A 22,515-nucleotide genomic window follows, 5' to 3' on the forward strand; every position below is an offset into this window, starting at 1 on the left:
ATTTCCTTTATTCTCTCTTTCTTTAATTCAAGGCGGGCTGCAACCCGCCTTTTTTGTTTTGTACATTGCCTTTACCTGGGTTAATGGCAGATCTGTCCTCTTAGCGAGTATTTTCTATGGCCAGCTGATCAGCTATGTGAGTTCCCAAAATCTGGAGAAATTCGGCTCATTTTTGCGTTTTCTGATGATTTTCGGCTGTTTTCTGTCGTTTTCGTTTATTTTTGGACAGTTTATCCATTTTTGCCATCCCCAGGTACAAGTAAATTTGACACTTCCCTGGTGGTTTTAGTTAGCTAAATCACAAAATGTAATGCTGTGCTTCATGGCATAATGCTTTAATTATCTGCACAGGGCCTATTTATAAGCCATTTTAGCTAATCCCCGGCGCCACCTGGCACGTCCCATGCTCTATTACAGGTATCACCTTATTAAGACTGAAACTAAACTGTCTTCCGCAGGTTCACCAGAACCTGCGTTATAAAACGAAGAGAGAATCACTATGGCACTTTACGTAAATACCAATGTCAGTTCGATCAATGCGCAGCGCAAACTGGCAAACAGCACTCTCGCCTTAAATACCTCATACCAGAGACTGAGCTCAGGTCTTAGAATCAATTCTGCAAAAGACGACGCAGCCGGTCTCCAGATCTCCGATCGACTGACTTCCCAGATTAACGGCCTCAACCAGGGTAACCGCAACACCAATGACGGTATTGCCCTGGCCCAGACCATCGAAGGTGCCCTGGACGAAACTACCAACATGCTGCAGCGCATCCGTGTGCTCGCAGTTCAGGCCGCAAACGGCACCAACTCTGAATCCGACCGCAAAGCTCTCCAGGAAGAAGTTACCCAGCTCTCTCAGGAAATTAACCGTATCGCCCGTCAGACCACCTTTGCAGGTGCTACAGTACTCAATGGTCCTAAACTTACTACAGGTAACGATGCCTGGCTTAAGAACTCTAACAGCCTTATCCCAAGCGTAGCAAATAATAAAGGCGGCACTATTACGTTCCAGGTAGGCGCTAATGCCTATGATACCTTACAGCTCGACTGGAAAGATCCTTTCACAATGTCAGGATTGGCTAAAATGGCAGGCATCGGTAAAGCTGAACAAATAGGACAACAAGGCGCTGGAGCTAATGGCCTTGTTATTTCTGCCGCAACTGCGAAATCCATGGTTCGCTGGACCATTTCCACAGCCTCTTTAGCCACCAACACTCTGGCTAATATTGATAAGGTAATTCAGGCCGTTGATTCAAAGCGTGCCGGACTTGGCGCTTTACAAAATAGAATGGAGAGCACTATTCGTAACCAGGCTTCCATTTCTGAAAATGAGGCTGATGCCCGCTCAAGAATTCGTGACACAGATTTCGCAGCAGAGACTGCAGCGCTGACCCAGAATAACATCATTCAGCAGGCTTCCCAGACCGTTCTGGCACAGGCCAACCAGCGCCCTACTATTGCCATTAACCTCTTAGGTCAGGGCTAATTAGATTTCCTTTATTCTCTCTTTCTTTCATTCAAGGCGGGCTGCAACCCGCCTTTTTTTGTTTTGTATATTGCCTTTACTTGGTTAATGGCAGATCTGTCCTCTTAGCGAGTATTTTTATGTCCAGGTAATCAGCTATGTGAGTGCCCAAAATCTGGAGAAATATGGCTCAATTTTGCATTTTCTGATGGTTTTCAGCTGTTTTCTGTCATTTTTGTTTAACTTTTGGCAGTTTCTCCATTTTTGCCTTCCCCTGGTTCAAGTAAATTTGACACTTCCCAGGGTGTTTTAGTTAGCTAAATCACAAAATGTAATGGAGTCCTTCCCGGCATAATGCTTTATTTATCTGCACAGGGCTTATTTATAAGCCCTTTTAGCTGATTCCCGGCTCTACCTGGCACGTCCCATGCTCTATTGCAGGTATCACCTTATTAAGACTGAAACTAAACTGTCTTCCGCAGGTTCACCAGAACCTGCGTTATAAAACGAAGAGAGAATCACTATGGCACTTTACGTAAATACCAATGTCAGTTCGATCAATGCGCAGCGCAAACTGGCAAACAGCACTCTCGCCTTAAATACCTCATACCAGAGACTGAGCTCAGGTCTTAGAATCAATTCTGCCAAAGACGATGCTGCCGGTCTGCAAATCTCCGATCGACTGACTTCCCAGATTAATGGCCTTAACCAGGGTAACCGCAACACCAATGACGGTATCGCTCTGGCCCAGACCATCGAAGGTGCCCTGGACGAAACCACTAACATGCTGCAGCGCATCCGCGTGCTGGCAGTTCAGGCCGCAAACGGCACCAACTCTACTGCTGACCGCAAAGCTCTCCAGGAAGAAGTTACTCAGCTCTCTCAGGAAATTAACCGTATTGCCCGTCAGACCACCTTTGCAGGTGCCACTGTTCTCAATGGCCCAAAAGACACTACAAATGCTAATGCCTGGCTTAAAAACTCTAACAGCCTTATTCCAAGTGTCGCTGCAAACAAAGGCGGTACCATTACTTTCCAGGTAGGAGCTAATGCCTATGACACTCTGCAACTTGACTGGAAAGATCCATTTACTATGTCTGGATTGGCAAAAATGGCTGGACTTGGTGAAGCAAAAGCAGCTGGAACTCAAAACGCAGGTGGAGCTGGTATTGTTATCGATGGAACTGCTAAATCTGAAGTTCGCTGGACCATTTCCACAGCCTCTTTAGCCACCAACACTCTGGCTAATATTGATAAGGTAATTCAGGCCGTTGATTCAAAGCGCGCCGGACTTGGCGCTTTACAAAATAGAATGGAGAGCACTATTCGTAACCAGGCTTCCATTTCTGAAAATGAGGCTGATGCCCGCTCAAGAATTCGTGACACAGACTTCGCAGCTGAGACTGCAGCGCTGACCCAGAATAACATTATTCAGCAGGCTTCCCAGACCGTTCTGGCACAGGCCAACCAGCGCCCTACTATTGCCATTAACCTCTTAGGTCAGGGCTAATTAGATTTCCATTATTCTCTCTTTCTTTAATTTAAGGCGGGCTGCAACCCGCCTTTTTTATTGGATTTATATTAATGCTTTCTAAAATCCGCGATTTCATTCTTTCATGATGGCTTTCAATTTTCCTTTGAATTGCCATTTTTGCTGATAATCCTTTCAAATCCTCCCTACAACGGTCTTAAATCACTCCGAACAGCCTGAAAACTGTCATTTTTTACTATGGCATGGTTGTGTGTTGTCATTGCCTTTTAGTTTTATTTTTCTTATTTTGCGCAACTGTTTGTGCAGGCTGCCTGCGGCTGCTTGAGCGGCGGTTGTTTTTGTGAACAGGGTGGCAGGAGCGGTTCTGGTATTATTCTGGTGTTTGAATTTTGCTGATCTTTTTCGGGGCATAATGACAAAGGCCCCAGTCCAGCGTCAGCAGGTCCGGGGCCTTTGGGGCATGCAGCGCAAGCGCTGCGCGTGCAGAGGCGGCCACTGTATGGCCGGTCTCTGCGAGATTTTACTTGTTCAGGAGGCTCTTGCCGAAGGCAACAGTGTTCTCAACGGTAAAGCCGTAGCGCTTGAAGAGCTCAGCAGCTGGAGCGGAGGCGCCGTAGTGGTCAATACCCAGTACCTTGCCGTCCATACCAACGTACTTGTACCAGGTGGTGGTAGAGCCGGCTTCGACAGCAACACGGTTGCGTACGGCAGATGGCAGAACCTGCTCACGGTACTCAGGGGACTGACGGTCAAAGACCTCGCAGCAAGGCATGGAGACTACGCGTACCTTCTTGCCTTCCCTGGCCAGTTCCTCAGCAGCGTGGAAAGCCAGAGAAACTTCAGAACCGGTAGCAATGTAGATAAGGTCTGGAGTGCCATCGCAGTCCTTAAGAATGTAACCACCCTTTGCAATGTCAGCAATCTGAGCGTCAGTACGTGGCAGCTGCTCGAGGTTCTGACGTGACAGGATAACATTGGATGGACCGCAGCGGCGCTCAACCATAACAGTCCAGGCAACAGCGGTCTCAACCTGGTCACATGGGCGCCAGGTGTCGAGATTTGGAACCAGACGTAAGGTAGCGGTCTGCTCGATAGGCTCGTGGGTTGGGCCGTCCTCACCAACACCGATAGAGTCGTGGGTGAATACGAACAGTGTTGGGATCTTCATCAGAGCGGACATGCGGATAGCATTGCGGGCATACTCGGAGAAGATAAGGAAGGTACCGCCATATGGACGGAAGCCGCCGTGGAGCATCATGCCGTTCATGGCTGCGCACATGAGGAACTCACGCACACCCCAGTGAACATAGTTGCCCTGAATAGCGTGAGGTAATAAGGACCTGGAAGCCTTATTCATGGTCAGGTTGGATGGAGCCAGGTCAGCAGAGCCGCCAGCCAGCTCAGGAAGAAGGGCACCGAAGAAATCGAGGGCATTCTGACCGGCCTTACGGGTAGCGATAGAGGCCGGGTTAGCCTGAAGATCCTTAGCCCATGCCATGGCCTTCTCCTTGAGATCGCAAGGCAGCTCACCGCTCATGCGGCGCTCAAACTCACTGGCCATCTCAGGATAGGCAGCCTTGTAACGGGCAAAGAGGTCATTCCACTCCTGCTCGAGGCGGGCACCGCTCTCAACGGCAGACCACTTGGCGTAGATGTCCTCAGGAATAACAAATGGTGGGTGATCCCAGCCAATAGCCTTACGGGTCAGAGCGATTTCATCATCACCCAGTGGTGCACCGTGGGAAGACTCCTTGCCCTGCTTGTTAGGTGAACCCTTACCAATGGTGGTATTGCAGATAATCAGTGATGGACGGGCAGTCTCGGCCTTGGCAGCCTCAATAGCCTTGCGGATAGCCTCACCATCGTGGCCGTCTACTTCCTGAACATGCCAGTGGTAGGACTCAAAGCGCTTTGCAGTGTCGTCAGCAAACCAGTTCTTAACCTCACCATCAATGGAAATACCATTGGAGTCATACAGGGCGATTAATTTGCCCAGACCCAGAGTACCGGCAAAGGAGCAGGCCTCATGGGAGATGCCCTCCATTAAGCAACCGTCGCCCATGAACACATAGGTGTAGTGATCAACGATGTTCATGCCGTCGCGGTTGAACTCGGCGGCCAGCATCTGCTCAGCCATGGCAAAGCCGACGGCATTGGCAAGACCCTGACCTAAAGGACCGGTGGTGGTCTCAACACCTGGAACATCACCATATTCAGGGTGACCAGGGGTCTTGGAGTCGAGCTGACGGAAGTTCTTGATATCGTCAATGCTTAAGTCATAACCGGTGAGGTGTAATAAAGAGTAGATAAGCATTGAGGCGTGGCCGTTGGATAACACAAAACGGTCACGGTTAGCCCAATGAGGGTTCTTTGGATTGTGGTGTAAGAAACCACGCCATAAGGCTTCTGCCATATCAGCCATGCCAAGTGGAGCACCTGGGTGGCCAGATTTGGCCTTTTGAACACCGTCCATGCTCAGAGCACGGATCGCATTAGCTAACTGCTGATATTCGGACATGTTTACTCCTGGAATGAACAACATTATCTGGCCTGAGTTTCAGGCTCATTCTACTAAACCTGCAGGCTGAAGCCCTGAGCCGCAGCACCGGCTGTTGACAGGCATAATCTGCTCTGGCATTTGCCATGGCATGACTGTGGCTGCCCTGAGCCTTGCAAATGTAGCCGGGTAAGACTGCAGCTGCGGCGCTGCCGGCGGCGCCAGGGCTTGAACCAGAGCGCACTGTGCTGATAAGGGCCATACAGTCAAAAGGAGCTGACCCGGTCGCTGCCGCTCCCGCACTGGGAACGACAGTAACCTGTCCGCTGATTAGACGGACGGGGCAGCTCCTTTAAAAAATTTTTAACTACACTTCCTGAAATCTCTCAATGCACTGTGCAACTGTGCCAGACAATGGCCTGACTTAATGTCAGTGAACGCTACGCCTGCTCAGGGTACTGTTCGCTTGCTCAATGGACTGTATGCCTGTTCAGCAGAATGAGGCCATGCAGCGCTCTACGCTGACTGAAAGCTTTGTGCGATGCCAGGCATCGCTCCAGGCTACAGGTATCATTGCTGCGCGGCAGCGTGCACTGTTGCGTTGTTCGCGTCAGTGCCTGGCGATGAGGTTATACGTTGCATTGTTGCGCGGCAGCGTGCACTGTGGCGTCGTTCGCGTCAGTGCCTGGCGATGAGGGGATGCGTAGCATTGCTGCGCGGCATCGTGCGCTGTGGCGTCTTTCGCGTCAGTACCTGGCGATGAGGGGATGCGTAGCATTGCTGCGCGGCATCGCGCGCTGTGGCGACATGGGGCACCGGTGCAGTTGTGCCTGGCGGCTGTGCATTTTTGTTGCTTTTAAGCCGTTGGCAGTCAGTTCAGGAAATTTCAGGGGCCAGTCCGGGCACCATTGTATGCCCAGGCCGGGGCATTCTCAATTGCTGCAGCCAGTGACGAAAATCATTTGCATCAATGCAGCAGAAAATGCACTTTCATATTGCTAAACAGCCGCTGAACATGAGTTCAGCGGCCGTCAGAGTCAGGCCCTCTCGGGCTTTACTCCCTTGCTGTTGCTTCTTGCTCTCACAGGGACTGCCAGCCTGCCTGCAATGACTTTAGTCATGCTTTGATGCAGGCCAGGCAGATGCGACAGTAATGGCAATTACGCAGTCTTCATGGCAGCTGCGCCTGTTTTGCAGCGCAGCTGGCTGCAACGCCTGGTCACAGGCTGCCCCTGATTTCAGGTCAGCCCTGGGCCATGGTGCTTTGCCTTATATTGCCTTGCTTTAGAAAACAGGATTACCGTTGAGCTTGATCCACAGCATGCCTTCTTCGTCCTTGGTGAACTCGAGCACACCGGTTGAACGGCCGTTCTCTACGTTGTAGCTCTTGATAACATCAGGATCAGAGATAAAGGCCGGATCAGCAACAGTGGTTACATCAACGTCCATATCGATGTTGATCTTGCCGGATGGTGCTGGCATGAGGAAGCTGGAGCTGTCCTTTGGCAGGTTGAGCTCACCGTCGAAGTTAACGGTTACATCACGAACCTCAACTGGAGTCCACTTGCTGGCACGGGAATGAATCTGCTGAACATAGCTTGAGCCCTTGTCAAAGGTAATGCCCATACCGCTGCGCTCAATGAGATCACCCAGAGCATAGATGCTGCCTTCCTTGTTGTTGAACAGATCAAGGTTCAGACCCTTTACCTTGCCGCTGACATTGATGTCACGGAACTCATTGTAAGTGCCGGTCTTGAACAGGTAGTTCAGGTCGAACATGCCCTTGGCATCTGGACGGTTGCCGCTGGCCTTGAGTACTACATCAGAGGCACGGGAAATCTTGTCGAACTCTACCTGGTAGATCTGACCAATGGCGGCTTCGCCACGACCAAGAGATCTTACGCTGACGATACCGGTGTTCTCACCAATAAGATTGAGGTTGGTAAAGCCGGAGCCGTCACGGTGGAAGCTGTCTACGGAAATATTGGTGTGAATATTCTCTGCAGTATCAGCATTGAGGCTTAAGGTGAAAGAACCGGAGTTCTTAAAACCAGTTTCCTTGACCAGCTTGGCATACTCTTCAGCAGCCATGGCATTTAACAGTTCGTGGTTCTTCTTGTCCTCATCCATCAGAGCCTTGTTCTGCAGGCTTACAAAGGCTGCAGCATTTTCCTCAATGCTTAAGGAAGGATCCATCTGGAAGTCAATAACAGGACCGGTGTGAACTGGAAGCGCCTCAGCAGCAGCGGCAGGAGCAGCCTGTGCAGTCTGAGCATTGTCAGCGGTGGCATCGGTGGTCTGGGCAGTCTGGGCATTGTCAGCGGCGGCATCGGTGGTCTGGGCAGTCTGGGCATTGTCAGCGGTGGCATCGGTGGCCTGAGCAGCCTCAGCTACTGGAGCATTCTGAGTGGCACCTTCAGGTGCAGATACTGCCTGCTGAGCCTGAGCGGTCTGAGCACTTTCGGCCTGAGCACCAGCGGTATTCTGGGCATCAGCCTGAGCCTTGGCGTTCTTGTCATCAGAAATGATGACTTCGATTACGTCGCCCTTGACATTAGTCCTGGTCATCAGTTCACGGGTCTGGCCGTCAACAGTTACAGTAGCCTTAACATTATCATTACCGCCAAGAGCAATGCTTACAGTACCCTCGGAGCTCTGATCAGCTGGAGTCTGGGCAGCTGTAGCTGCAGCCTCAGCAGCTGCGGCGTCCTGGCTGAGCTTCTGAGCATTGGCCTGAGCCTGAGCATATGGAGAAACTTTTGGAGCCGGGCCTGGAGCGGCTGGAGTGGATGGACGGGCAACAGCAACTGGAGCAGCTGCCTGGGCAGGAGCAGGCTCTACAATACCGGCAGCCCTGGCTGCTGCAGCGCGGGCCTGAGCCTCAGCTTTGGACTTCTCCAGAGCCTTTTGGGCCTGTAACTTCTGGAAACGGTCAAAAGCACGGCTGTCAGCCAGAGCTCTTAAAGCCTTGTCATCGTTGAGAAAGCTGCCGTTGGAGGTAAAGGTCAGCTTGTCATTGAGGAGGTTTACAGTACCGTAAGCCTCAAGAGCAGTCATGTCATCGAGCTCGTAAAACTTAAGAGCATTCTCTCTGTTAATGCGGGCGTTGATGAGATCGAACTCGATATTGTATCTGGCGTAGCCCGCATTAATCTTCATTGGAACAGCAACGCTGTCTTCACCATCGGTAATAACCATGGTGACATCGTGGCTGAACAGCCCCCAGCCAGGCTCATGGAAGGCAACAGAAATGCTGCCTGGCTCCAGACCGCCGCTGTGAACAATGTACTGCTCAATGCCTACACGGGCTTTCTCAAGAACGGTGGAATAACTGGCAATACTTACGGCCGGACCGCCGGCAATAACTACAAGTGCTGCTGCGGCAGCGCCTGCTGCGGCTATGCTCTTCTTATCAAAAGACATGGTGCTCCCCCAGGGGCTGAAAATCTGAACTCTGAAAAATATGATCCTTTCCTGTCAGGATAATCATGAGACGCCCGCACCTGCATGACCGCCGCATCATAAGCACAGTTGTAAGGCCTTTGAGGCCGCAAGAAGCCATGTGTGCAGCGCCATGTCGCGCATGGCTGCAGCAGCATTACGCTTTCAGACCGTTCTTACCGTATATGGCTGTGCTCTGCTGCCGGGCCAGAGATGCCAGCCATGGCAACATGGAAGGTATCATGACCAGGTAAGCAGGCAACTTACGGCCTGAAGGCAGTCTGCAGGTGTAATAAGCCCGTCTGGGAGCTCCCGTCTTTTGTCCTGTTAATGGTTATCAATATCCCACAGGCGTGGTCATACCGGCCTGCATCATAGATGCAGTACGGTCTTGTGACCATAAGGGATCCTGACAGGGCTGAGCCATCAGATCCTTACGTGCTTGATAGCAGTAAAACAGGGATTGAGTCTCTTCAGACTGTACTTTACAGGTAGAATTCCGAACCGTTCTGCCCGGGCACTGCCGTAAAAACAGGGCACGGGCAGAGCGGTCCTGGGACATGGGCCTTACGCCAAAATGTTTGTATTACTGCCTGGCAAAGGAAAGTCCCTAGATTTTAGCCTAAAAGCCCAAAAAAGCCGATCTAAAGATCGGCCTTTTTAGACATCAGTACGCTTTTTTCTGATCAGCCGAATACTTTGCGGTAGTCTGCCTGGAATTTGGCAATGCCCTGGTCGGTCAGCGGATGCTTTGTCATCTGCTCTAAAACAGCATAAGGAACAGTAGCAATGTCAGCGCCGGCAAGAGCGCAGTCCATGATGTGAATCGGGTTGCGAACGGAAGCGGCAATGATCTTTGAGTCAATCTCGCCTACAGCAAAGATGTCCGAGATCTGGCGAATCAGATCAATGCCTGGCATGGAGATGTCATCAAGACGGCCAAGGAATGGAGATACATAGGTGGCACCGGCACGGGCAGCAAGCAGAGCCTGGTTGGCAGAGAAGATTAAGGTCACATTGGTCCTGATGCCCTCAGCTCTGCACATTTTGGTTGCCTTAAGGCCCTCTACTGTCATAGGAATCTTGACCACCATGTTTGGATGAATGGCTGCAATCTCACGGGCCTCCTTCATCATCTCGGAAGCCTCAAGAGTAGTTGGCTTGACCTCACCGCTGATAGGACCATCAACAATGGAGGCAATCTCAGCAATCACCTGGGCAAAGTCACGACCCTCCTTGGCAATCAGAGAAGGATTAGTGGTAACACCGCAGATAACACCCATATCATTGGCTTTGCGGATGTCCTCTACATTGGCGGTATCAATGAAAAAACGCATGACAACTCCCATAAGTGTAAGGCCAGGACAGCCCTGTCAGCCCCATGTAAATCAGTAAATATGCATCTGAAGATTAATACATATGTAAGTATGCATATTACCAGGCCGGCACAGCAGTGATGGCGTAATAACAAATAACAGGGCCCACAAGCCCCAGAGGTCAAAGCCAGAAAAAGGCTGACAGGCCTCTTACGGTTTCCCAGCTGCACCAAAGTGCAATTATGCTGAGTCCGTTTTCAGGACAGCATCATCAGGCAATGCTCATTATGACCGGAGCAACAATTAGACCATGGATCATAAGACAGCTTATCCAGCATACAGACTAAACTTTAGTGGCCTGCTGGCAATGTCGACCAGACCGGGCACCCCGCCAGCCTGACAGCTGCACGTGTATTTCTGTCCTCAATATCAAATCTTTCTTTTACTGCCGCAAAAAATCCACAGCTTAACGCAGCTGCAGTAACAGGCAGCAAAAACCTCAATGTGAAACTCAGTTCCATCAGTCTTCCCAGGCAGACGCCAGTCAAAAGCGTATCCCCTGCCAGAAGCCTGATATGGCTAACACAGTCTTCCACCCGACTGTGTCGCTTTCACTGTTATCTCAGCAAGACACCAGTATGTCAGCACTTTGTGCTGTTCAGGTCAAAGGCCTGTTAAGAACCTGCAACCCTGCCGTCACATACCCATGCCATATCAGCAACTGCAATATCAGCAGCTGTTAATGCCATGGCCCAAACGGCTCATTGACAGCTGCATTTGCAGCATCAGTGGCAATTGCATCAGCACTTTAGCTGCAGGTGCAGCTGCAGGTGCAGCTGCATCGCTGTTTTACATGCAGCTTCTGACATAAGTGCAGGCCCGCAGACAGGCCGGCCTGTCTGTCTGTCTGTCTGTCCGTTAGTCTGACTGACGACCTTCTCCGGGTCCTATGACCGCAACCTCTTCCTGTCTCAGCTCCGCTGGCAGTCATGCTGCCATGGACGGGCTTTAAGACCACAACTGTCTTAAGCCCTGCTGGCAAAGAAAATCACGATCTTTCTTTTGATGCCACTTACTTACAGTCCTGTCACTCACGAGCATTACTCAAAGCAAGGAGGTCTTCATACCGACAGATGCCTTTGGTGTAAATGTCAGCTCCTGTGCCATTACTGCCGGCCAGGCATCGAGCCCGACTCGGCCGCTTTACCTGTTCAAGTTACAGGCTGTCCTGGCATCAAGACCGGCTTGGCCGCTTTACCTGCTCGAGTAACAGGATGGATGGACTGTAATTTCAGGACGCCACTTTCACCAGACGTCCATGGAAAATCTTGTGTACATAATCCAGTCCTGGTCTAATACCAGGCCATGTTTTGTCTAGGACATGTCCGGGACCTGCGCACGGCAGGTTAAAGCCAGTTCAGGGGTAAGGCCTGTGTCAGGCCTGAGACCTGAGGACTTATGAGGATTTGGGCAACAGGGCAAATGATATGGGCACCTCTGCAGCATTTAAGAACAGAGCATCAGCTCAGAAAGTGCCAGACCACAGCTTAAGGTGACCTCAGTGTGCAATACCGACAGACATGAATATTGTCCTTGCAGGCTTATGCCATAGGCCATCTCATAATGTCGCTTATGAGAGCTGATGTCACCTTTCATTGGCATCTTACCCCACCTGTTGAGAAAAACCCTCAATAACTTCTCACATACGTGACCAGGATCGAACTTTTCGGTATTTCGTGCACGAACACGCACTCTGTTTCTGGTACTTTTTGGTGCTACTGCCTTTAGTAACTCACCACTGCAGGGCATATAATTATGGCTTATTTTTCATCTTTTATTGATATTAATGCCGATTCCATGCCAAGCCAAAGTGCATCTCATTTAATCGCAATAACGTTCACGTGCCCATAATTGCAGGGCATGGCATGGCGCTCTCCACACCTGCCCTTTTCTAAGGTATATCAAGGAATGACCTGTAGCACGTCAGCCCTGTGCATATCTCATGGCAGCGCCAGCCTGAGCCCCGTAAACGATTCAAATTGACAAATTTAAACGTTAATTTTTTGCCATACGGCCACATTGCTCACTCACCAAATTCCCATCTTCATCGCCCGGACCATCAACATGACAGGCCGACGTACCGGTACCCCCCAGGCCGCCTCACGGCGCCCGCCCCTGCAGCACTTGTAGCACATGGTCCTGCCGATGCTGCAGGCTATGAAGCCAATCAGATAAGGCCTTGAGCCAGATATGGTCAGGAGCGTCCTGTAGCGCAGTACTGCCTGCATCTCAGGACAGTGGCTATTGCAATGACCTGACTAACCTGATTACTGCCATGGCATAAGGTAAGAGCCCGGCATACCATGGCAAGCCATTAATGAACCGCTCAGCCCAGCTTATCACCGCCTTTATGCACCGGTAATTGTGGCTGCTGCAACTGTTTCAGGTGCAGGAAAAGCTGGCAGGTTTGCGCTTACGGCTTCTAATACGGCCTGCAGCAGAGCGTGCAGACTATGACATTCCATGTCCGCATATCCGGCCTGGAGAGTTGGCGCGGCATGCTTTCCATTTGCCCATGCAGGGCTTAAAAGGCGGTGGCCGGGCAGATCTTCTTATGGACCATAAAGCACAAATCCCGCCTGGCCATGAACTGCTGTCATGAACAGAGCGGGATTTGAAGCCCAGGCGCATTGCGCCCAGGCAGCTGCTTCAAATGCAGTACAGGTGCTGCTGCCGTTGCAGTCTTAAACACATGCACATATAACTGCACAGCTGGACACAGGCATGTGCCGGCAATGTAGTGGCCATGCAGCAGGCATATAGCATGACTGCAGGTCTTAGTGCTGGCTGGCCTGAGGTCAGCAGGTCTGGCTGACTGATGGGCTGGCTGACAGCTGGTCTTACTGCCTGCGCTCTTCCGGCCTGAAAGCCAGTCAGGCTTATTGGCAGCCGGATGGGAGTGCGGGAGCCTGCCTGGTGAGATTACTTGAGATCGTTGTTGGAGCTGTCATCGGAGTCGTGTGGCAGCATGACAGAGGAATAGAACAGGTAGAGTGCCTGGGTGCCCAGTTCGCCCTTACCGATTTCCTTTAACATGCCAAAGGACTTGCGGGCCAGATCAACACCTGGCAGGCTGATACCCTTCTGGCTGCAGACACGCAGAGCAATATCCAGGTCCTTGATAAAGTGATTGATCTTAAAGCCAGGATTGAAGTCGCCCTTTAAGATACGTGGTCCGTAGCTCTTTAAGGAGAAAGAACCGGCTGCGCCCTGGGAAATGGTATCGATAACCTGAGCTGCATCAAGGCCCATGCGCTGTGCAAAGACAATGGACTCACAGGTGGAGAACATGGTGGTTGCTACAGCAATCTGGTTACAGGCCTTGGTCAGCTGACCGTTACCGGCTGGACCAAAGTACTCGGCACGAGGACCCAGTACCTTTAATACAGGAGCAAGGTCGTCAAAGACATCACGGTCGCCACCAAAAAGCATGGTAAGAGTGGCATTACGGGCACCGATGTCACCGCCGGTTACAGGGCAGTCAGCCATACGGATGCCGCGTTCCTTTGCCTTGTTGTGAATCTCAACAGCAAGATCAGGCATAGAGGTGGTCATATCCACACCAATAGCCCCCTTCTTCATGCCCTTGATTGCGCCGTTGATAGGAGAGAGCCAGACATGACGAACATCATCAGGGTAGCCCACGATGGAGATAACCACATCGCAGTCCTGGGCACACTCAAAAGGAGTATCGCACCAGTGAGCACCATTGTTGATCAGCTCCTGAGCCTTTCCCTTTGTACGGGTATATACATTGAGCTCGTAACCTGCCTTCATAAGATGGCCAGCCATGGCGCAGCCCATGGTGCCGCAGCCGATAAAGCCGATTTTCTTAATGTCCATATAAATAAGAACCTCAATAACAATGATGCGGGCCCGCTCAGCTGCTAAGCCGGCTCAGGCCATAATAAATCTGATAATGTCATCCCTTTACAGCCCCTGCAGGCCATACGGCCAGAGCAGCCAGCACTGGGCAGTACAGCTGCAGTCACGGCAGCCCGCCCTGAAGCATGCGGATACCAAAGAGCATCTGCCTGCCCTGCCGTCTGTCCGGCAACCAGTAAGGCAGAATGTACTGCAGTCGATGCTGCCTCTCAGGGACAAAGGGAAAATATAAAATTGAAAAATAACTGTTCCATAATATGCGGCCGAGATTGCTGCTCTCAGCTATCAGGGCCGCTGGGGTATCAACAGAACCTTATCTTCTCTTTGCTCTGAACATCCCTAAAATGCAATGCAATACCAGCGCATTGCAGCCAAGGTAAATCTCAACAGGACAAATTGCCCAACTCACTGATGCCTTAATGACATGGGCCGCCTGTTTCAGCTCCAGTATCTGCAGCCTGGCTGGCTGCGCCTTGCTTATCAGCACGGTCAGATCTGTTTTTTATGCTGAGCAAGCCACCTTGTGTCCGGTACCTGCAGGTATATGTCAGGTACCATGCATCACTGCAGGGCCGGGCTTTCATATGAGCAAAGGTATATATGTTGTATCTTAGTCCTGTTTTATATCGGTAGCTTTTTCGATTTCTGTTGCTTTTATTCGCACTTAATTTTCATTGTGATTTCGACCTGGCAATGCCGGGCAGATTGCAATACCAGGCAGATTATGGCCCTGCAACCTTGCATCCTGCTGTCATGCATTATTACCACTAAGATGTCCTTACATGTTCATCCTGTGCCTGCCTGGCTTAACATCAGCCGCTGCAAAGTGCCCAGTGGCCAGTGTCCAGTAAGTCAACCACCCAATCGATCTTTGAAGGTTACTTTCTCAAGTATTAAGGACGCATGCGGGCTCAGGATAATGTAATACTGCTGATTCCTAAGCTGCCTGGCCTGACCCGGGCGATTATTAATGAAATTAAATATGGCTGTTATGGTCCTGCGGTTAAATCATTACAGCTCGGCATTATGCTTTCTTTGCGCTTATGTGGTGATTTATGCCTTTATCTGGCAGAGCTGTATGGATTTTACAGAGGCTGCATGTCGCAGCACTTCGAGCACGACCTGCGCGGCCAGAGCTGCAGCATTGGTCGTGGCACCGTCTGTCGTTGCAAAGGCTGTAGCGGCACACATTGTCGCTGCAATAGCTGTCGCTGGACCATCTGTCGTTGCAATGGCTGTCACCGCACTGGATTTCACAGCATGGCCTTGCGGGCATTGACCAGGAGCTGTTTTTCTTGCCCGGAGAGTTCCTGATGTGCTGTTGATTTCTGTTACTTACAGCAGCAGGGCTGCATAAGACCTGAAATATCCCATCGCCCATCAGGTGCAGGTAAATTATTGTTCTTACTCTTACTCTCTATTGGGCTGACTGAACTCTGGTCAGGACAGCTGTGATGTCATGTTTTGATTCCGGGCCTTATAATGCTCAGTGTCAATGTAAATGAGTATGAAATGTATAGTAAGGTCTTAAGACCTTTCCGGCCGGGACTCAGGTGGCGGTCGGAGTGCATGGCTCTTACAGAGGGGTCGTGCTGTCTGTTTTGAAAGAGCTTAGTGTACTGCCTCAAACTGTTACAGTGCAGACCTCTGGGCAGACTTCTGGGGCCATACAAATATGGCCTGGTGGGATACCATACAGGACAGCAGGACATACTCAGATTAACCAGGATAACAGCTGTAAATACCGTACCTGCATTGGCCGCAAGGTCGGCAGTCAGCCGTCATCAATGTGCACTTTGATAAATCATCAGATTTAATACTGTTGAGCTTTAAGGTAATGCTCTATCAGGCATATTGCTCTGCGGACTTTTGCTGTTTGCTGATTTGAGCACAGGTTACCGAAATACGCTCTGTTCGGTCACTACATAATTAACTAACAGATCATAGCCATATCTGATGTGGATATCCATGCCCTGGCAAGAATATTCTCAATGAAAATGCAGTATCAAGTCCAGGGCTTGAGCAAGGCCTGCCAAAGCGGTGTGTTTGCCGCTGGCCTAATCTGCTGACAACCTATCTTACCACTTGAGTGTCACCATAATTGACTCCCCCGATCCATGGAGCAGCACCAGTGCTCCTCCTTATCCGAAAAGCCTCTGTGCCAGTCACCTCACATCACATCATTGCCAGCCCCATGGTGACTGCAGTCTGACAAGTTATTCAGCAATTCTGAGCCACTCCATCATTTTCCCAGTCTCGTCATATGGCATTAGTGATTACCCGGCCATCAGTAAGCCGGCTAATAAGTAAGTCCGCCCATAAGCTTCGGACAAAACTATTATTTCACTGGCTAAGAAAACTGCCCCGCCATGCTTAATGTTTACCGCTTACTTTGACTGCTCCCTGACTTACGTTGACTGCACCACGACTTATGTTGCCTGACCCATGACTCATATTGCTGGCAGCCTGCTGCCTGCCGCTGCTGCCTGCTGCAGGCTTTCACTGTCAACAGCCGCGCCGCCTGCTGCCAGACTCTTCCTGCTGCCAGAGTGCCTGTCTTAGTATTACCAAGGTCAGTACCTCCTGATATGGCGACCTGCCAGTCACGAGCTGAGCTAACCTTGCTGTTCATCCAGCCTGTGCAGCCAGTCTTTTCATTCCTGCTCGTACCGGCAGTACTCATGGCGCCAGTCACTTACAGGCAGACTGGCTGGCAATGCTCGTTCTTCGTCTGCAGAAGGCACCAGAGTCAGTTCTCTCCCTGTGCCTGCCGCACATATCCCCCCGCCATTATTGTCAGAACTCAGCCCGTGTTCCTGGTCATGGCTGCAGGGCATTTTGCTGATGCCGATGAAAGCTGTCCTGGTCATACTTATACCTGGCAATACCTCGCAAAGGCCACCAGTCCACCCACGCCCTGCTGTAACGAGGAACTGGCCGGGAACGCTTTTAGTCATATGCCTGTAATGTCAGACTGTGCCATTGCCGGTCAGCTGCCCGCTGCCTGCCTGCAGTTTTCAGATCGGCCATGGTTTTCATATCACCGCAGGTCCTTACCCATGGTGAATGCCTGGTGGGCAGGCCTGCTTTCCATACTGCATAAGAGATGCGCCATCAGATGCAGGTGGCCGTACTGTTACTTAAGTTCTGAAATACTCACTATGCGGTATCTGACCACTGCCGCTCCAGCAGACCGCCATGAAAGCGGAGAGGAGCACTGTGCCCCTGGTAACTGGGCGGGGCCTGGTGCCATGGTAATCAGGAGGAGCACGATGCCATGGCGTTTGGACTGAGTTCAGGCCCTCGTAACTGGGCGGGCCTGGTGCCATGGAAATCAGGAGGAGCACGATGCCATGGCGTTTGGACTTAGTTCAGGCCCTCGTAACTGGGCGGGCCTGGTGCCATGGTAATGCTGAGGTGCTGAGGCTGTGGGCTGCTGTCGACTTTTTGTGTGAGTACAGATACTGCAGTTGTGGCTTTGTATAGTGTGTACGGACTGTAATGAGAGTTTGTGGGGGCGTGAGCTGAACTCATAGCGACGCATGGTAGTTTGCTGTTGCTTATATTTTTCAGCTGCATCTGTGCTGATGCTGCTTTCCGCTTCTGAGCAGTGAGGATGAGATGATTTTTTGTGCTGGAATGGAGAGCGGGGAAAAGCCATATCTGAGCTGTTTATATGGATATTATATGGGATTTTCCGGATTATTCCCAGGGTGTGTAACGGCGGGAATATTGTGCCTCCAGATGGTGAGTTAATGAATGCTTTTTTCGTCTGGCTGTGATGCTATTGCCTGGTGTCGGGCTATAATATGGCACTTTTGTGATCCCGCCAATGCAGGTTTTTTGACATCTGCTCAGGGAGTTTATCAGTACCATAACAGACGAAAAACGTGGGGTTTCCCCAAGGGATTCCCCGGGGCCCAGCCCCACTTATTTATCGCTCCATGCCGATATTTATTGGCTTTGACGCCATCATGTCCGGTACTTTCAGCTACCGGCATAAACTCCCGGGATCACAGGTCTTAACATATATCAAATACCGTTTTTAATTCTGGCGCGCCTATTGCTAGATTGAGATCGGGTTTGATTTTTATCACCTTTTAGAAAGATTTCCTGCCCTCATATTCCTGTCAGCTGAGCAATGCTCAGTACTTCAGTTTTTGTGAGGATGCGACCGCCCCGGCGGCAGAGCCGGATAAAGGCCTGCACGGACACAGAACATTCCCGGCAGTACCTGGCGACCAGGCAGCTTTTTTGACCTGGCTGCCCAGATAACACCTGCTCTGTATCTGTCAGGTCTTATCAGTAACGTTTACCTGGCAGTACATAAGCAGCCTCGCGCTCTGCTATCTGAGCCGCTTATATCAACCTCTGAGCATGTCATTATCCCTGGCTGGTGCCTGGTGTTGATGCTGCCCTCAGGTCAAGGCTTCAGGTAAGGGTTATACCGGCTGTCGTGATACGGCGCTGGGGGAAATCACGGCTTGTAGAAAAGACCTGACAATGGCCAGTGTGCCGGCTCAGGCTCGATATGTATCAGCTCAGGCACTTTTATATTGTGCCTGCGGCTGAATACATATCTGGCGCAGCTGTTCTGTTAAGAACAGAGCGTGCTTTTACACCTGCTTTTTCTATCCTGGTGGCCCTGGCTGTGTTTTCAGCTTTCAGTCATGCTCATCCGCGACACCAAAGGTACATTGTCCGGCACTTTATAATGTGCCCGGGCTTAAGCCATGGTGTCAGGCGCATCTGGTTCATGGCGCTTAAGCCGGTACCACTCATGCCCAAGGATGATCAGCATTTATCTGTGTCCTGCTGCGTATTCATATTCTTTTATGAAGTGACTGCGGCAGCTGCGCATAAAACACCTTGCACACTTGAGTTGCTATTCATCTGTGTTTACAGGCAGTGGTTCATGTGCTCATGGCAGTTGCTGATAAATGCTGTGGTATTGTCACCGTCTTTCCTGGCCTGCCTCGGGATTGCCGGATGAGACTGAACTGAAGCCGGACGGTGCCATCGCGGTAACGGATCATCTGTCTTTGTTTTCTTATTGTTATTTTTTCCGATCCGTACCTTATCCAGTTTCTGACATTGTTTAGGAGGGAAATACATGTCACGTCTCTTTACATCTGAATCCGTATCTGAAGGACATCCAGACAAGGTTGCGGATCAGGTTTCTGACGCAATTCTCGACGCCATTCTCGCTCAGGACAGCAAGGCCCGTGTTGCCTGCGAAACTCTGGTTAAGACCGGTATGGTAGTCATTGCAGGTGAAGTTACCACCAAGGCCAATGTGGACCTTGAGGCTATAGTACGCAAGACCGTGTGCGATATCGGTTACAACTCTACTGAAGTAGGTTTTGACGGCAACTACTGCGCTTTCTTAAACGCTCTGGGCAAGCAGTCTCCAGACATCAACCAGGGTGTTGATCGCCAGAATCCTGAGGATCAGGGTGCCGGTGACCAGGGTCTGATGTTCGGTTATGCCTGCAACGAGACCGCCGTATGCATGCCAGCTGCCATAACCTATGCTCACCTGCTCGTTAAGCGTCAGGCTGAAGTACGCCGCATGGGCGTCATGCCATGGCTGCGTCCTGATGCTAAGAGCCAGGTTACCTTTGCCTACAATGATGACGGTTCCATCTCCCACGTTGATACCGTTGTTCTGTCCACTCAGCACTCCCCTGATGTGTCTCTGACCACTGTAGTTGAGGGTGTTCAGGAAGAAATCATCAAGAAGGTAATCCCGGTCAAGTACCTGACCGGGGAGACCAAGTACTTCATCAACCCTACCGGCCGTTTCGTAATCGGTGGCCCGGTTGGTGACTGTGGTCTGACCGGCCGCAAGATCATCGTAGACACCTACGGTGGTGCTGCCCGTCACGGCGGTGGTGCTTTCTCCGGTAAGGATCCTTCCAAGGTTGACCGCTCTGCTGCCTATGCTGCCCGTTATGTAGCCAAGAACATCGTTGCAGCCAAACTGGCCAGCCAGTGTGAGATTCAGGTTTCCTACGCCATTGGTGTAGCCCGTCCTGTTTCCATCTCCGTAAACACCTTCGGCACCGGCACCGTAGCTGATGAGAAGATCGCCAATATCGTCAACGAGGTATTCGATCTGCGTCCATACGGCCTTATCAACATGCTCGACCTCGAGCGTCCTATCTACAAGGAAACTGCCGCTTACGGTCACTTCGGCCGCGACAACTTCCCATGGGAAAAGACCGACAAGGTTGAGAGCCTGATCGCCGCTTTAAGCTAAGCTGCTGTCAAGTCCCGGCCTGACCTGCTTCCTTATGGCAGCAGGCCCCCTAAGGCCTGTCCCTCCTGCAGTCACTGCTCCTGGGCAGTGGCTGCATGTCCGGCAGAGACTGCTCTGCCGGTACAAATAACAAAGGCAGAACTTTCCTGTTAAGGGAGGTTCTGCCTTTGTGCTTTCTGGCCGCCACATCTGAACCTGTAGCCAGGCAGCTGCTGCCTGACAGGCGGGGTCAGCGTACGGTACCGGCGTTAAAACGCGGGCTGTGGGCTGGGCAGTAGAGGCTTGAGTATGGGAATACCTCTTCTGCTTCAGCCTCGTCCATATTCATACCAAGGCACATCAGGACGGCAATATTGCGCACCCCGCGTAGCTCCAGATTGCGCAGCAGCTCAACCGGTGTCTTGCGACGGTTAGGAGGGCTTAAAAAGCAGTTGAGTATTTCACGGTTGCCCTTGCCGTCTACGCCCTGGACTATGTACAGAGACATGTCGTTTTCCTGAGGGGCGGCACGACGTAATTTAAAATCAATGCGGCTCATGCAGGCAAAGGCATACTGCTCTTTGAGATTCCCGGCTCCTGTGTCTCTGATGTCAGAGAGAACACGCTCATAAATGGTGTTGACGCTGCTTTCGGGCAGCTCATAGCCATAGATTTTCTGAATACAGATCTGCACGTCAGACTCATTCATGCCCTGAGCATACATGGACAGTACCTTGCTTTCGGTACTGGTTACGGCACGGGAGTGCTTGCGTACGGCAATGGGGGAAAAAGAGCCGTCACGATCACGTGGCACCATGACATCAAGAGGGCCAAAGGATGAGCGCACCTTCTTGTGAATAAAGCCATTGCGGCGGTTAGGTGATTCCTTGGTGGCTGAGGCTGATTTTTCATAGCCCAGGTGAGCAAGGAACTCGGCATTGAGCAGCGATGAGTAAAAGTGAGACAGTGCCTGTTTGACAATATCCAGGTAATAGACAGACGAATTCTCTTCGTAATTTCTAATACATTCAAAAGCAACGCGCTTGGCGTCCTGAATAGATAGAGTACACATAATTACTCCTCCAGGATTATTACTGCTAAACCGAATATGCGGCCTGGCCGCCACATCAAATGCGCCCGCGCCTTATGGTCCACCAGTGCAATGCCACATCCAAGCCCCGCCTGCTCAAGCACGCGCCACCTGCGCTGCTGCACGGGCAGCCGCTATGGCAGCGCCAGGTGCTGCGTCCGGCCGCACCTGCGGCTGCACCGGCGCCCGCCCCGGCACTGACCATGAGGTAAGCAAGGGGCTCTGAGGCTGCAGATACAGCCAATAACTGCCCATTGCGGCCCTGACTCAAGACGCAGATATGATACAGCCCGGACCGTAACGCCAGGGCAGCGCGTGCATTAACCAGTAGCCTGATACAGCTGTGTGTGATAAAGGCTGCAGGAACTGCCTTACCGCAGTGTGTGATGGATTTGCGGTGTGGACCTGGCAGTCCTGCGGGCACCGGCACCGGCACCGGCACGGCCAGAGAATAATGCTCTGATCGAGCCATGGAGCCATGGTGCTGAAAGTATTGTACAGGCCGATTAATTGTATATTACGGGGCTGATATGGACCATATCAACATTCATGTTTTTGTGCTTTTTCTTCAGGGGGCACGTCCAGGCCGGACGTGCCCTCCGTACCAGCTGACAGCCTCACAAAGCCCATGATTAAGCCCAAAACAGCCAAATCTTGCGCAGTAAGATCGCTCTTTGCTGCCCTTCCCCATAACCAGAGCACAGCAAGGCACGCCCGCCCGATCCTGTTGGCCACAAACTCCCGCCCCGGCAACGTGCCCGGCCACGGTACCTGCCATATAAGAGGAACAGTCAAGCGGCACTTGCCAGCGGGCCGTACCAGTACTTTGCTCAGATACTGGCCCCAGCAAACTGTCAGGCAGCCCGCCGCCAGCCGCACAGCCGTCCTGCAGGCCAGCCAGGGCATACGCATGATACGTGCTAAGCGGCTTTTCTAAGCTCTAAAGCGGCAGCAATTATGCCTACTGCATTTAGCAGCTGAGCATCGTCAGCCAGACGCACAACGAGCCTTTTTATTGAGCTGTC

8 protein-coding genes are annotated in these 22,515 nt (G+C 51.4%); 3 read left to right on the forward strand and 5 right to left on the reverse strand.

Annotated features, from left to right (window positions below; all coding sequences use genetic code 11):
• Window positions 1-499: 499 nt before the first annotated feature.
• Together MXE39_RS08175 and MXE39_RS08180 are read left to right on the forward strand one after the other, a co-directional pair.
• Entirely contained in the window at window positions 500-1,489 is a 990-nt protein-coding gene (locus MXE39_RS08175) for a flagellin (RefSeq protein ID WP_246978016.1), read from the forward strand.
• A 502-nt stretch (window positions 1,490-1,991) separates the two neighbouring features.
• Window positions 1,992-2,978, forward strand: coding sequence for a flagellin (locus MXE39_RS08180; protein WP_246978015.1), 987 nt, complete (start codon window positions 1,992-1,994; stop codon window positions 2,976-2,978).
• 502 nt (window positions 2,979-3,480) lie between these two features.
• Here MXE39_RS08180 and tkt read toward each other — a convergent pair.
• From tkt to MXE39_RS08200, 4 genes are all read right to left on the reverse strand, one after another.
• Window positions 3,481-5,478, reverse strand: coding sequence for a transketolase (tkt, locus tag MXE39_RS08185; RefSeq protein WP_246978014.1), 1,998 nt, complete (start codon window positions 5,476-5,478; stop codon window positions 3,481-3,483).
• Window positions 5,479-6,741: 1,263 nt separating this feature from the next.
• Window positions 6,742-8,880 (reverse strand): hypothetical protein, encoded by a 2,139-nt coding sequence (locus MXE39_RS08190; RefSeq protein ID WP_246978013.1) that lies wholly within the window; start codon window positions 8,878-8,880, stop codon window positions 6,742-6,744.
• Window positions 8,881-9,584: 704 nt separating this feature from the next.
• The gene (fsa, locus tag MXE39_RS08195) at window positions 9,585-10,235 is read right to left on the reverse strand and encodes a fructose-6-phosphate aldolase (RefSeq protein WP_246978012.1); all 651 of its coding nucleotides are present in this window, start codon (window positions 10,233-10,235) and stop codon (window positions 9,585-9,587) included.
• 2,961 nt (window positions 10,236-13,196) lie between these two features.
• Window positions 13,197-14,117 (reverse strand): NAD(P)-dependent oxidoreductase, encoded by a 921-nt coding sequence (locus MXE39_RS08200; protein WP_246978011.1) that lies wholly within the window; start codon window positions 14,115-14,117, stop codon window positions 13,197-13,199.
• Window positions 14,118-19,272: 5,155 nt separating this feature from the next.
• Between MXE39_RS08200 and metK the strand changes: the two genes are divergently transcribed.
• Complete coding sequence (gene metK, locus MXE39_RS08205) at window positions 19,273-20,421, forward strand: methionine adenosyltransferase (RefSeq protein WP_246978010.1); 1,149 nt, start codon at window positions 19,273-19,275, stop codon at window positions 20,419-20,421.
• A gap of 229 nt (window positions 20,422-20,650) precedes the next feature.
• Here metK and MXE39_RS08210 read toward each other — a convergent pair whose 3' ends face one another.
• On the reverse strand, window positions 20,651-21,472 hold the full coding sequence (locus MXE39_RS08210; protein ID WP_246978009.1) for a transposase: 822 nt from the start codon (window positions 21,470-21,472) through the stop codon (window positions 20,651-20,653).
• Between the last annotated feature and the right edge of the window lie 1,043 nt (window positions 21,473-22,515).

Source organism: Anaerobiospirillum sp. NML120511, assembly GCF_023050955.1.
GTDB lineage: Bacteria > Pseudomonadota > Gammaproteobacteria > Enterobacterales > Succinivibrionaceae > Anaerobiospirillum.

Excerpts from the sequence above, each read along its gene's own strand:
- MXE39_RS08180 (WP_246978015.1), top strand. The coding sequence starts at position 1,992 with ATGGCACTTTACGTAAATACCAATGTCAGTTCGATCAATGCGCAGCGC.
- tkt (WP_246978014.1), bottom strand. The coding sequence starts at position 5,478 with ATGTCCGAATATCAGCAGTTAGCTAATGCGATCCGTGCTCTGAGCATG.
- fsa (WP_246978012.1), bottom strand. The coding sequence starts at position 10,235 with ATGCGTTTTTTCATTGATACCGCCAATGTAGAGGACATCCGCAAAGCC.
- MXE39_RS08190 (WP_246978013.1), bottom strand. The coding sequence starts at position 8,880 with ATGTCTTTTGATAAGAAGAGCATAGCCGCAGCAGGCGCTGCCGCAGCA.
- metK (WP_246978010.1), top strand. The coding sequence starts at position 19,273 with ATGTCACGTCTCTTTACATCTGAATCCGTATCTGAAGGACATCCAGAC.
- MXE39_RS08200 (WP_246978011.1), bottom strand. The coding sequence starts at position 14,117 with ATGGACATTAAGAAAATCGGCTTTATCGGCTGCGGCACCATGGGCTGC.
- MXE39_RS08175 (WP_246978016.1), top strand. The coding sequence starts at position 500 with ATGGCACTTTACGTAAATACCAATGTCAGTTCGATCAATGCGCAGCGC.
- MXE39_RS08210 (WP_246978009.1), bottom strand. The coding sequence starts at position 21,472 with ATGTGTACTCTATCTATTCAGGACGCCAAGCGCGTTGCTTTTGAATGT.